This window comes from Paenibacillus validus NBRC 15382 (assembly GCF_004000985.1).
Taxonomy (GTDB): domain Bacteria; phylum Bacillota; class Bacilli; order Paenibacillales; family NBRC-103111; genus Paenibacillus_G; species Paenibacillus_G validus.
Window position 1 is genome coordinate 240,875 of the sequence record NZ_BIMH01000001.1, and the last position, 13,156, is coordinate 254,030.

The following is a 13,156-nucleotide window of genomic DNA, read 5'->3' on the forward strand; positions in this document are numbered from 1 at the left end:
CTTCTCCTCCTTACGAGCTTATTTATGCAGATTGAATTTTCGATGCAAAGCCCGTACCGCCCGGGCCATATCTTCCCCTTGCACCAACACCCAAATGGTTGTATTGGAGTCGGCGGATTGCAAAATCTGTATATCTTGGTCCGTCAACGCTTCAACGATCGTGGCCATAATGCCGGGAACGCCGTTCATGCCGCCGCCGACGATCGACACCTTGGCGCAATGTGACGTGATCAGCGGCATCAAGCCGAGCTCGGCCAGCGCTTTCAAAGCGCGGTCCGTTTCCTGATCGAAGACGGTGTACACGACGCCTGACGGGTTGACATTAATGAAATCGACGCTGATCCTCTCTCTCGCCATCGCCTTAAACACGCGAAGCTGCAGATCGAATGCGCCTTCCTGCGCGGCTACCCGAATTTGGGAAATGCCGGGAACATGCGCGATTCCGGTAACGAAACGGTCATGAAGCGTACCCGATTGTTTCATCGCTTCGGGATGCGTGACAAGCGTTCCCGGGTGCTTGTTGAAGGTGGAGCGCACGCGCACCGGAATGCCGGCTTGCATAGCCATTTCGACGGCGCGCGGATGGATGACTTTCGCCCCTAAATGCGCCATATTGCAAATTTCCGTATACGATACGACATCCAGCGGCTTCGCATCTTCGACGATCCGCGGGTCCGCCGTCAATATGCCGCTCACATCGGTGAATATATCGACGATTTCGGCCTTCAGCACAGCGCCTAGCGCCGTCGCCGACGTATCGCTGCCGCCCCGGCCGAGCGTCGTCAAATCCCCGCCTGACGTCTGGCCCTGGAAGCCGGCCACAATGACAACGTTTCCTTGCTCAAGCAGGTCCAAGATTCGATTCGGCACGATCGAAACGATCTGTGCATTCCCGTAGTCATCATTCGTTTGAATCCCCGCCTGCGCCCCCGTCAATGCGACAGCGGGGATGCCGTTCGCATGCAGCAGGCTGCAAAGCGTCGCTGCCGATATGAATTCGCCGCAGCACAGCAGCAGATCCTTCTCTCTTGCCGGTAAACAGTCTCCGTTCTTGCTTATCCAATCCAGCAAGGTGTCTGTCGCGTAGGGCTCACCCTTCCGTCCCATCGCCGATACGACAACTACGAGTTTGTACTCCTGGTTCAAAGCGTCTTGAATGTGTTCGATTACGTTTGCTCTAGCTTCGGCAGTGGAAAGGGATGTGCCTCCAAATTTCTGCACCAAGATCTTCATCAAAGATCTCCCCTTTCGGTTCTTCCATTACTTGCAGCCGCCACTTCGAATGTCTTCGATCAGCAGCTTGCAAGCAAAAGCTTGGCTTCCCGTACGAAACGGGAAGCCAGCCTCTTCGTTAGTTTTGTTCGATCGCGATGTACTCGGCGATTTGCACGGCATTCCACGCCGCGCCCTTCAACAAGTTGTCGGATACAATCCACAGGTTGAGCGCGCGAGGATTGCTCAGGTCGCGGCGAACGCGGCCGACGAACGTCTCCAGCTTGCCGGCGGCATCCGTCGCCAGAGGGTATACTTGCTCCGCCGGATTGTCCTGGAGGATGATTCCCGGTGCATCGGCAAGCAGCTGTTTCACTTCTTCGATGTCGAAATCGCTTTTCAGTTCGACATAAACCGACTCCGAATGACCGTAAACAACCGGAACACGCACACAAGTCGCCGTTACTTCAAGCGATTCGTCGCCCATAATTTTTTTCGTTTCGTTGATCATTTTCATCTCTTCGTAAGTAAATCCGTTCTCGACGAATTTGTCGATCTGCGGAATGGCATTGAAGGCGATTTGATGTTTTTTCGGCAGCGAACCAACCGGTAAAATTTGCGGTTCCACCTCATTGCCTGCGAGCACCTCGCGGGATTGGCGAAGCATTTCGTCGATCGCGCGCGCACCTGCGCCGGATACCGCTTGATAAGTCGATACGATGATACGGGAAATCCCGTAGCGGTCGTAGAGCGGCTTCAGCGTTTGCACCATTTGGATCGTCGAACAGTTCGGGTTGGCGATAACGCCTTTATGTTCGTTCACTTTGTCAATGTTGACTTCCGGCACGACAAGCGGCGTTTCCGGATCCATCCGGAATGCGCTAGTGTTATCTACGCAAACCGTGCCATGCTTGATCGCTTCCGGAATGAGCGCTTTACTGACGTCTCCGCCTGCGCTGAACAGCGCGATGTCGACGCCCTGAAAGCTGTCCGGCGTCGCTTCCTGCACCGTAATTTCTTGACCTTTAAACGAAACCTTCGAGCCTGCCGAACGAGCGGAGGACAGAAGTTTAAGCTCTTGAATGGGGAAATTCCGTTCCGCCAGCAAACGGATGATTTGTTCTCCTACGGCACCTGTTGCGCCTACGACGGCAACGTTAAACAATTTTTGATTCGACATGTAGTTCTCTCCCCTGCAGTATGTTTGCCATAATCTATAAATTTAGTAATTAAAACGTTCAATCAGCATCGGCTGAAGCTGTTTGCCTTGGAGCGCCGCTTCGCACGTTTCCATAATCAAGTCCATGCGGGCCACGAGCGAATTCGGTTTGGCCGCCGGCGCATCTTGTCCGTAAGGGACGAAGTAGATGTTTTTCGTGATCAGCAGCTTGCCGACGTTCATGGCGTTCAATCCGAGCCCGTCATTCGTGGAAATCGCGAGCACAAGCGGACGTCCGTTCCGCATTTGCGCTTTGGCGGCCATCAGCACCGGGCTTTCCGTCATCGCATTGGCCAGCTTGCTCGTCGTATTTCCCGTGCAAGGCGCGATAACCATGACATCGAGCAGTTTCGAAGGACCGAGCGGTTCGGCATCTACAATTGAAGAAATAATATCATTTCCTGTGATCTCTTTCAACTGTTTTTGCCAATTTTCCGAGGTTCCGAAGCGCGTATCGGTCGTCATAATCGTATTCGAAACGATTGGCACCACCCTCGCTCCCTCGTCGACGAAACGTTTAATTTGCGGCATGACTTCCTCAAACGTACAATGGGAGCCGGTCAACGCGAAACCTACCGTTATTTTTGTCCAATCCATCAGGCATTCCTCCTAGTCGCTTCATCTTCCATGATGATGCGGATTATCGTATCCGCCATGATCCGGCCCGCCGTCTTCGGCGCCACGATGCCCGGCAATCCGGGAGCGAGCATCGCCTTGACGCCGCGCTTCTCCGCAAACCGGAAATCGGTGCCGCCCGGCTTCGAAGCCAAGTCGATGATGATGGCACGATGCGGAATGTTCGCAATAACTTGCGCCGTCACGATCAACGAAGGTATCGTGTTGTACAGGAAATCGACTTTGGACACATGGGAGATCAATTCCTTCGAATAAAAAGGATTCATGCCCATCTCCGTGGCGCGGGCAAAATATTCGGGCCTATTCACCCCGAATCTGACCTTCGCCCCCATCCCTTGAAGCGTCCGGGCAAGCGTAATGCCCGTACGGCCAAATCCGAGCACCATCGATTCGGAGCCGTGAATCGTAATGTCCGTGTTCTGGATCGCCATCATAATAGCGCCTTCCGCCGTCGGGATGGAATTGTAGATCGCCACGTCATCGCGGTCGAACAGTTCGACGAGTCCGATGCCGACAGTGGAACACAGCTCGCGTAAGTAAGGCTTCGCCATGCCGGTGAACACTTTGGCGTGTTTCGGCAAGGCGGCTATATGTTCATGTGACAGACGTAATTCCTTCGAAGAAAATATGCTTTCGACGCGTCCTTGGTCATCGGTTCCTACGGCTGGCAATATCAGGGCATCCAGGCTTTCTAAGGCTTCCGGCGTCAGCTCCGCCTTGGTGATCCCGCTGAACCCGTTTTGGAGATTGTCGAATCCGATCAGTACGACAGTGGCGTCCAGCTCGGAGCATTTGTGAATAATCTCGAGCTGTCTGGCGTCGCCGCCGATCAAACCCACATGAATCCCGGTCAGCATTCCTTTCACCTCTTTCTAAATCGCTCTCGATAACTTATCTTATGCGGTTGCCCAGAGATGGGTTCCAGCGCGGGAGAACGTCTGAAGAGGCGAAGCTTCGGCTCGCCGGGACTCTACAGGAAGAGCGGCAAGCACAAAAAAAGGACAGGGGCGCCCTGTCCTTCTCAATTCCCTATCGTTATTTTGTTCCCGTATGGCCAAAGCCGCCGACGCCGCGAACGGTGTCGTCAAGCTCATCCGTTTCAACCAGACGAATTTGCGGTACGCGCTGGAATACCATTTGCGCAATTCGTTCTTTCCGTTCGATGGTGAACGGTTCCCGGCCGTGATTAATCAGAAGCACCTTCACTTCGCCGCGGTAATCGGCGTCGACCGTGCCCGGCGCATTAAGCGTCGTTATCCCGTGCTTGAACGCAAGTCCGCTGCGCGGCCTGATTTGCGCCTCCAGCTCGCCCGGCATCGCCAGCGCGAAGCCGGTCGGGATCAGCGCCCGTTCGCCCGGCGCAAGCACAACCGGCTCGCCGACGGCGGCGTACAGGTCGAAGCCGCTCGCAAGCTCCGACATTTTCACCGGCAGCGGCATGTCTTCATTCCCCGGCAGCCGTTTAATCCGCACGTCAAACATCTCAGACAAGCTGATCCCTCCCGAACCCGTCAATCGCATCGTTCGACTGGCCTACCATCGCCAGCGCAAACGGAGTTGACAGCAAACTTGCGGTTAAAGCCTGAATTTGTTCCATCTCGACGCGTTCGATCCGCTCAATCATTTCGTCGAGGCTGTAATGTCTGCCGAGCATCAGCTCGTTCTTGCCGATGCGGTTCATCCGGCTGCTCGTGCTTTCCAGGCTAAGAATCAGACTGCCCTTCATTTGCTCCTTGCCCTTGCGCAGTTCAGCCGGAGTCAAGCCGTTGCGCTTGATGTCATCCAGCATCTCCATTGTCACCTTCAGCACTTCGACCGTTTGCTTCGGCGCGGTTCCGGTATAAATCGTAAACATCCCGCCGTCCTGATACGACGTATGATAGGAGTAGACCGAGTACGCAAGTCCCCGCTTCTCGCGAATTTCTTGGAACAAACGGGAGCTCATGCCGCCGCCGATCGCATTGTTCAACAGAATCATCGCGTACAGGCGCTCGTCGGTCACCGATAATCCGGGCAGCGACAAGCAGATATGATTTTGTTCCGTCTTCTTCTGGTAATATTCGAGCTCGCTATGGAAGCCGAGCGGTTCCCGCGTCTCCGGCGCCGCATCGCCAGCGAAGCCGCTGAAATGCTGCTCGATCAGCTTGAGCACGTCGTCGTTCACATTGCCGGCGATGCTGACAACCGTATTGGACGGCGTATAGTGCGTTTTCATATAGCTTCTCAAGGTGTCGGAGTTCATCGCAGCCAAGTTATCCTGCGTGCCGATGATCGTATACCCGAGCGTATGTCCGCCGAAAGCCGCACGTGCGATCAAATCGTGGACCATATCGTCCGGCGTATCTTCATACATCGAAATTTCTTCGTAAATAACGTTCTTTTCTTTCTCCAGCTCAGCCGGATCGAACACGGACCGGAAAAACATGTCCGACAGCACTTCTACCGCCAGCGGCAAGTGCTCGTCAAGCACCTTGCAATAATAACACGTGTATTCTTTCGAGGTGAACGCATTGACGTTGCCGCCGATACCGTCGAAAATTTCGGCGATATCTTTAGCCGAGTATTTGTCGGTTCCCTTAAAGAGCATGTGCTCGATGAAATGGGAAATCCCGTTGTTCTTTTCATTCTCATTGCGCGATCCGGTTTTGACCCAAATGCCGAATGCGACGGAGCGGCACGTCGGAATTTTCTCTATGACGACACGCAGTCCATTATTGAGGGTATATTTGTCCAAGCAAAGAAGCCTCCTCATTCGTTCGGCTTATGCAGCCACCCGATTGGTATAATATTTAGATCTTAACATTATTGCCCTTTCGACTCAACTTCGGGAATGCGATCCGCCGAAATCACTTCGCTGACGGTGCCGAGCCGAAGTCCTTTGCTCTTGATGGCGTGAATCATCCCGGCCAGCGCTTCGCTGCTGGACGGCGTCGGATGCATCAGGATGAGCGATCCCGGCTCCACCCGTGTCGTCACTTTGCGAACAATCGATGCCGGCTCCGGCTTCTTCCAATCGATCGTATCGAGGGTCCAGAGAATCGTACGCAGCTTCAGCTCATGCGCCACCTCGACCGTCGTCTGATTGAAATCGCCGGAAGGAGGCGCGAATAGCTTGTTCGTCACACCTGCCTCCTTCAGCAGTTGTTCGGTCTTGGTAATTTCAGCCGTATTCTGCTCGCGGCTCAGTTTGCTCATATTTTTGTGAGAATACGCATGGTTCCCCAGCTCATGACCGCGTTCCGCAATTTTCTTCGCGGTTTCCACATTTTTCGAGAGCCATTTCCCATCCAGGAAAAAAGTCGCACGTACTCCTTCCTTCTCGAGCGTATTCAGCATGGGCGTAATATATTCATCTCCCCACGCAACATTGATCATCAAACCGACCATCCGCTTATGCGGGTTGCCTTTATAAATCGGATGCGGTCCCAATTGATCGAGCCCGATCTGCGGCGGCACCTCCCGAAGAACGATCGGCAGCGGCTGTCGAAACGATTGCGCTTCGGCTGCGGCCAATGACCGATCGATATCGACCTCGATCCCGTTGTAACCCGGCAGCGCCTTCCAGACCGGATCGATCTTGGCATTCACGGCAGGAACGTTCCGCTTCTCCGCCTCGGCGCGCAGGTAAGCGAGCGCCTGCGAGCGTGTGTCGCCCGCATCCTCCCGCCATACTTGCCTTGTGAGCGCTTTGAACGGATCTGCGAACGCGAAGGACCGCCCGGCTTCGCCTGCTTGCCGCGCATGCTCGGTAAACCGTTCCACGCCCGGTGATTGCTGAACGAACAACAGCATGCCGCCTAAACAGGCAGATGCCACCAACAGCAGTTGACGTTGCTTTCGATTCATAAGGGTTGTCTCCGTTCCTTTTGTTTGTCCCATTCATATGCAGGGGCAGACAAGTTTAGACCCGGAGAAGCCGATGCGTGCGCGGTATCGATCAAAAGACCATGCAGGCGGACACAACAAAAAAGAGACAGACTGCTCTGACTCTTTCTTCGTTACGACTACACAAGCGGTGCAGCGCGGATTATTAAGTTTGTGCGGGAGTGCTCGGAGGTGTAAGCAGTACTTTACGCGACAGGTTGACCCGACCTTGAGCGTCGATTTCGGTTACCTTGACCGTAATTTGGTCGCCGATCTTCACAACGTCCTCCACTTTCGCCACACGTTCGGTGGACAGCTGAGAAATATGGACCAAGCCGTCTTTACCCGGCAAAATCTCTACAAACGCGCCGAATTTCTCGATACGCCGCACGGTGCCTAAATAAATTTCACCGACGACTACTTCGCGTACGATGCCTTCAATGATGGAACGGGCTTTCTCGTTCATCTCGCTGTTCGACGATGCGATGAATACGCGTCCGTCCTGCTCGATGTCGATTTTCACGCCGGTTTCCTCAATGATTTTGTTGATGATTTTACCTCCGGCCCCGATCACGTCGCGGATTTTGTCCGGATTGATCTGCATGGTCACGATTTTCGGCGCGTATTGCGAAAGCTCGGACTTCGGCTCGGAGATGCGCTCCATCATTTTATCCAAAATGTACATCCGGCCCGTCTTCGCTTGCTCCAGCGATTGCGCGAGGATGTCGCGGTCGATGCCGTCGATCTTGATATCCATCTGCAGCGCTGTGACGCCTCTCGCCGTTCCGGCTACCTTGAAGTCCATATCGCCGAGATGATCTTCCATCCCCTGGATGTCGGTCAAAATCGAGAATTGATCGCCGTCCTTGATGAGCCCCATCGCAACGCCCGCAACCGGCGCTTTAATCGGAACGCCTGCATCCATCATCGCGAGCGTGCTTGCGCAAATGCTGGCCTGCGACGTCGAGCCGTTCGACTCGAGCACCTCGGATACAAGACGAATCGTATACGGGAAGTCCGTTTCGTTCGGAATGACCGCTTCCAGGGCGCGTTCGCCCAAAGCGCCGTGACCGATTTCGCGGCGGCCCGGAGGACGAAGAGGTCTTGCTTCGCCTACGCTGAACGGAGGGAAGTTATAGTGATGCATAAACCGTTTGGATTCTTCCAAATCGATCCCGTCCAAAATTTGCACGTCGCCCAGCGCGCCAAGCGTACAAATGGACAAGGCTTGCGTTTGACCGCGCGTAAACAAGCCGGAGCCGTGCGTACGCGGCAGCAAATTGATGTCGCATTCGATCGGGCGAATCTCATCCAGAGCTCGTCCGTCCGGACGGATTTTATCGTGCGTAATCAGGCGGCGGACTTCTTCCTTCACGATATCGTACAACGTTTCTTTAACGTCATCCATCTTATCCGGTGTTTCCGCGTACACCGCGATGAAATGTTCCTTCGTTTCTGCGTTGATCGCGTCGATCGCATCTTGGCGTGCGTGCTTCTCCGGAATTCTGACCGCTTCCACGAGACGGGCTTGAGCGAATTCGCGAACCGCCTTGCTCACTTCAGCGTCCACCGTGTGCAGTTTCACTTCCATCTTCGGCTTGCCGACTTGCGCCACGAGCTGCTCCTGCAGCGCTACGATCTTACGGATTTCGTCATGACCGAACATGATCGCCTCGAGCATCACTTCTTCCGGCACTTCGTCCGCTCCCGCTTCGACCATCATGATCGCATCCTTCGTGCCGGCGACCACCAGATGAATATCGCTCTTCTCCGCTTGCGCGAGCGTCGGATTGATGACGAATTGACCGTCTACCCGGCCTACGATAACGCCGCCGACCGGACCGCTGAACGGAACGTCGGAGATGCTAAGCGCCGCGGATACGCCGATCATGGCAGCCATCTCCGGCGTGCAATCCTGGTCTACGCTCATCACGATCGCAACGACTTGAACATCATTCCGGAATCCTTCCGGGAACAACGGACGAATCGGGCGGTCGGTCAGCCGGCTAGCCAATATCGCTTTCTCGCTCGGACGGCCTTCGCGCTTGATGAAACCGCCCGGAATTTTACCTACGGAGTACAAACGCTCCTCGTAGTTCACTGTTAACGGGAAAAAATCCAAATCTTTCGGTTCGGCAGAAGCCGTCACCGTACATAATACGACCGTTTCCCCGTAGCGGGCAACGACCGCGCCGTTGGCTTGCTTCGCCAATCGTCCGGTCTCCAGCACGAGAGTCCGGCCCCCAAGATCCATCTGAACCTTACTTTCCATACAAAACCTCCTAGTATTGGCGTTCGTTCATAACATGAGCCTTCGAGATATGCCTATGTATGCCCGTTCGCACGGAACTGTTGTACTAAACCATTCTATGTAATGGTTAGTATTTCCTTCTTTTTGCGAAAACATTAGCCAAAAAAAGCAACCCCGAATCCCCGTGCATCCAAATGCAAACGATCTGGAGCGCCCCAAGGACAAACGTGGTTGCTTTGATTGTGGAATTAGCCGCGAATTAACGACGAAGACCGAGTTTCTCAATCAGTGCGCTGTAACGCTTAACGTCTTTGTTTTTCAAGTACGTCAGCAGCTTACGGCGTTGACCGACCATTTTGAGCAGACCGCGACGAGAATGGTGATCCTTCTTGTGCGTCTTCAAATGGCTCGTCAAGTTCACGATGTTTTCCGTCAGGATCGCGATTTGCACTTCAGGGGACCCTGTATCATTTTCATGAGTCTTGTGCGTTTGGATCAATTCCTGTTTACGCTCTTGTGTCAATGCCATTGTTGATTCACCTCCATATAAGTATATCTCCGGTAGCCCAGAGACCGTCGGAGTCTCGATTCTCCACGCTACGGATGTATGTGCAAGGCGAAATCCGATAGATTCTATCGAATCCCGATTCGACAACGTTTCATAGTATAGCATATCGGATAGATAAAAGTAAAATAAAATCCGCTTGCAGCTGTTATTTCTTTTCCATCAGCGTCTGTTTGGCACGATCGGCGTCCTGACCGATCTGTGCGATCAACTCCTGAATCGACGCGAATTTACGCTCGGCCCGAATATAGTCGACCAGCCGCACTTTCACGCGTTCTCCATAAATCGTCTCGCTAAAGTCAAACAAATGCGCCTCCAAGGTCGGTTGAAGCAAGCCGTCCGTGAACGTCGGCTTCACGCCGACATTCATCACCGCGCCGTGCCAGCGCCCTCGTGCGAACACTTCGACGGCGTAAACACCGTTGGCGGGCAGCACATAAGGGTCGGATAAGGCGATATTGGCCGTCGGATAACCGATCGTGCGGCCGCGTGCGTCGCCGTGCACGACATCGCCCTGAAGCTCGTAGGCTCGTCCAAGCAGCTCCGCCGCTTCGCGCACGTCTCCGGCCTGCAGACAGCTGCGAATTCTCGTACTGCTGACCTTGTCTCCGTGCAGGTGAAACGGGCGCACGATTTCGACGGCGAAACGGCCCTTCGCCAGCTCGCACAGCGTATCGGGCGTGCCTGCCCCTTTATAACCGAACGTAAAGTCGAAACCGACAAACACGGTGTCCAAACCGAGCGGCACGAGCATATGCTCGACGAAGTCCTCAGGACTGACGCGCATGAACGATTCGTTAAACTCGACCACATACGTCATGTCCACGCCAAGCCCGCTCAACACTTCGTGCTTCAATGCCAGCGGAGTAAGCAGCTGCACGTAATGCTTCATCCCCAGCAGCTCCCTCGGATGAGGATGAAACGTCATAATCGCTGCGCCGCTGTCAAGTTCCCGGCCTCGCTCCACCGCAAGGCGTATCACTTCTTGGTGCCCCAGGTGCACACCGTCAAAATCACCGATCGCCAGCACCTGCGGACGACGGCCAGACCGCTCTGGCCCTTCCAGCGGAAACGAAAGCGATACCGTATGCATCATCGTTACGTTCACCTACAATCCCATTACGAAAATTACGAAAAAATTTTGACCGGCCGCAGCAGGCCTGATTCTGCATTCCATTCGTACACGCCGACCAAGAGCTCCGGTTCCCCATCGGAATAAGCGGCGATTTGTCCGGTTTCATCCGGCTGTAATCGTTCAAGCCCGACACGCTGATCTTCGTCCAAGCGAAGCTTCTGACCGAGCAGCGCTTTCGCCACTTGGTCCGCATGAAGACGCACCTGCGGCAGATGGCGCAGCGCTTCTTCCATAGAGACAAGGTGCGAGGCCAAGACGCCTTCCTCGGCCAGCTGCTGCACCTGCTCGAGCGTTAAGCACCGTTCCGGCGTTAAATTGCCGGTCGACGTACGCACCAGTTCGGCCATGACCGCCGGAACCCCGAGCGCCTTGCCGATATCGGCGCACAACGTGCGGATGTAGGTGCCTTTGGAGCAAAGTACGCGAAAACGTACGGCCGGATACTCGCCGCTCCAGTCGGTCTCCAGCACATCGATCCGATAAATTGTAACGACTCTCGACTTCCGTTCGACCTCGACGCCTTGACGAGCCAGCTCGTAAAGACGTTTCCCCTCGACTTTAACCGCGGAATACATCGGCGGCACTTGCTCGATATCGCCGACGAACCGGTTGATAGCTTCGACCGCCTGTTCGGGGGTCAGTCGCTCGGAGACGCCTTCCATCCGCTCGATGGTCGTGCCGGTCAAGTCTTCGGTATCGGTAGCCAGGCCCAGCCAGACGTTAGCTTCGTACTCCTTCGGCAAATCCTGGATATACTCCACGACACGCGTAGCACGTCCGATACATAGGGGAAGCACGCCGGTCACTTGCGGATCGAGCGTGCCGGTATGTCCGATTCGTTTTATTTTTAAAATACGGCGCACTTTCGCCACAACATCGTGCGAGGTGTAGCCCTTCGGCTTCCAAATCGGTAAAATGCCTTCCAACGTCATGAGAGCGCCATCCCTACTTCCTGTACGACGCGTTCGATCGCTTCCTCCAAGGTACCGTGGATCGTGCACCCTGCCGCGCGCACATGACCTCCGCCTCCGAACCGCTGCGCGAGCTCTGCGACGTTCGCCTGTCCGCCCGATCGCAGGCTGACCTTCACAACCCCCGGCTGCTTCTCCTTGAACATCATGCCGACTTCGACGCCCTCGACGTTGCGGGCATAATTGACCAGCCCGTCCATATCCTCGCTGGCCGCTTCCGACGAACGTAAATCATCGAGCGAAACCGACAGCCAAGCGATCCGGTTATCGTGAGAGAACGAAAGAGTGTTCAACGTTTTCTTCAGCAATGAAATTTGTCCGAAGGTCATCGTTTCGAGCAGTCTTTCCGCCAAATCGTGCCCCTGAACGCCGCGATTTAATAAATCAGCTGCAATCTGCAGCACCTTCGGCGACGTATTCGAATAGCGGAACCCCCCGGTATCGGTTAGCAGTCCGGAATAAATGCAGACGTTCCATTCCGCACTAAAGGGCAGGCCCAGTTCAACAGCTAAATCGTACAGCACTTCAACCGTTGCCGCCGCATCCGCTTTCACCACGTTCACCGTTCCGAACAGATCGTTGGTCGCGTGATGATCGATGTTCAGCAGGAGGGCGTCCGGCTCGAAGCAGTCTTTCACTTTGCCGATTCGTCCGAAGTCCGCGCAATCGACGGAGATGACCTTCCCGAACATACGGTTCGGGCGGTCCTTCTCGTAATCGATAATGGGGAGAGAGCCGGCCATAAACTTAAATTTCTCCGGCATCCGTCCTTCGTTGATCAAGGTAAAGCGCTTGTTCATAGCGCGCAGCATCCAGGCGACGCCGAACGTCGACCCGGCGGCGTCCCCATCAGGCTGCATGTGAGACACCACCAGAAAATCGTCGTTCCCCCGGATGAAATCGGCAGCCGCTTGAAGCTGTACGGCATAGTCCGATCCGCTGCTCATAGATTCGCGTTCCCTTCATTAATCTGATGAAGGAGCGATTCGATTTTGGAGCCGTAGTCGATCGACGCGTCGAATTTGAACAAGAGCTCCGGAATTTTACGCATCCGGATCCGTTTGCCGAGCTCGGCACGGATGAAACCGCTGCTGCGCCCAAGCGCCTTCAACGTCTCTTGCTTCTGCTCGTCACTGCCCAAGACACTTAAGTAAACTTTGGCCTGTGAAAAGTCGTTCGTAACGTCAACGCCGGTTACCGTAATGAAACCGATTCGCGGATCTTTCAGTTCAGATTGGATGATTTGGCTGATTTCTTTTTTAATTTGCTCGCCAACTCGGCCCACGCGAATTTTTGCCATAGC

General features: G+C 54.6%; 13 protein-coding genes. All 13 read right to left on the bottom strand.

Annotation, left to right across the window (positions count from 1 at the left end; translation table 11 throughout):
- Positions 1–18: 18 nt before the first annotated feature.
- On the bottom strand, positions 19–1,233 hold the full coding sequence (dapG, locus tag PVA01S_RS01130; protein ID WP_127604481.1) for an aspartate kinase: 1,215 nt from the start codon (positions 1,231–1,233) through the stop codon (positions 19–21).
- A gap of 118 nt (positions 1,234–1,351) precedes the next feature.
- Entirely contained in the window at positions 1,352–2,392 is a 1,041-nt protein-coding gene (locus PVA01S_RS01135; protein WP_127604483.1) for an aspartate-semialdehyde dehydrogenase, read from the bottom strand.
- A gap of 42 nt (positions 2,393–2,434) precedes the next feature.
- On the bottom strand, positions 2,435–3,028 hold the full coding sequence (locus PVA01S_RS01140) for a dipicolinate synthase subunit B (RefSeq protein WP_127604484.1): 594 nt from the start codon (positions 3,026–3,028) through the stop codon (positions 2,435–2,437).
- Positions 3,028–3,924 carry a dipicolinate synthase subunit DpsA gene (dpsA, locus tag PVA01S_RS01145; protein ID WP_054799139.1) on the bottom strand — a complete coding sequence of 299 codons (897 nt, stop codon included), beginning with the start codon at positions 3,922–3,924 and terminating at the stop codon, positions 3,028–3,030. The genes PVA01S_RS01140 and dpsA overlap by 1 nt, the downstream gene beginning before the upstream one ends.
- Before the next feature lie 178 nt (positions 3,925–4,102).
- Positions 4,103–4,549, bottom strand: a complete 447-nt coding sequence (gene dut, locus PVA01S_RS01150; RefSeq protein ID WP_054799138.1) for a dUTP diphosphatase — start codon at positions 4,547–4,549, stop codon at positions 4,103–4,105.
- Between the two features lies 1 nt (position 4,550).
- On the bottom strand, positions 4,551–5,801 hold the full coding sequence (locus PVA01S_RS01155; RefSeq protein WP_054795796.1) for a M16 family metallopeptidase: 1,251 nt from the start codon (positions 5,799–5,801) through the stop codon (positions 4,551–4,553).
- A 68-nt stretch (positions 5,802–5,869) separates the two neighbouring features.
- Complete coding sequence (locus PVA01S_RS01160; protein ID WP_127604487.1) at positions 5,870–6,913, bottom strand: polysaccharide deacetylase family protein; 1,044 nt, start codon at positions 6,911–6,913, stop codon at positions 5,870–5,872.
- Between the two features lie 184 nt (positions 6,914–7,097).
- Positions 7,098–9,203 carry a polyribonucleotide nucleotidyltransferase gene (gene pnp, locus PVA01S_RS01165; protein WP_127604489.1) on the bottom strand — a complete coding sequence of 702 codons (2,106 nt, stop codon included), beginning with the start codon at positions 9,201–9,203 and terminating at the stop codon, positions 7,098–7,100.
- 238 nt (positions 9,204–9,441) lie between these two features.
- On the bottom strand, positions 9,442–9,711 hold the full coding sequence (gene rpsO, locus PVA01S_RS01170) for a 30S ribosomal protein S15 (RefSeq protein WP_054795795.1): 270 nt from the start codon (positions 9,709–9,711) through the stop codon (positions 9,442–9,444).
- Between the two features lie 184 nt (positions 9,712–9,895).
- A complete protein-coding gene (locus PVA01S_RS01175; protein WP_174817548.1) occupies positions 9,896–10,840 on the bottom strand; it encodes a bifunctional riboflavin kinase/FAD synthetase in 945 nt (314 codons plus the stop codon).
- A 35-nt stretch (positions 10,841–10,875) separates the two neighbouring features.
- Positions 10,876–11,814, bottom strand: a complete 939-nt coding sequence (truB, locus tag PVA01S_RS01180) for a tRNA pseudouridine(55) synthase TruB (RefSeq protein WP_127604493.1) — start codon at positions 11,812–11,814, stop codon at positions 10,876–10,878.
- Positions 11,811–12,800, bottom strand: coding sequence for a DHH family phosphoesterase (locus PVA01S_RS01185; protein WP_127604495.1), 990 nt, complete (start codon positions 12,798–12,800; stop codon positions 11,811–11,813). Before PVA01S_RS01185 ends, truB begins: the two co-directional genes overlap by 4 nt.
- Positions 12,797–13,153 carry a 30S ribosome-binding factor RbfA gene (gene rbfA, locus PVA01S_RS01190; RefSeq protein ID WP_127604497.1) on the bottom strand — a complete coding sequence of 119 codons (357 nt, stop codon included), beginning with the start codon at positions 13,151–13,153 and terminating at the stop codon, positions 12,797–12,799. Before rbfA ends, PVA01S_RS01185 begins: the two co-directional genes overlap by 4 nt.
- Between the last annotated feature and the right edge of the window lie 3 nt (positions 13,154–13,156).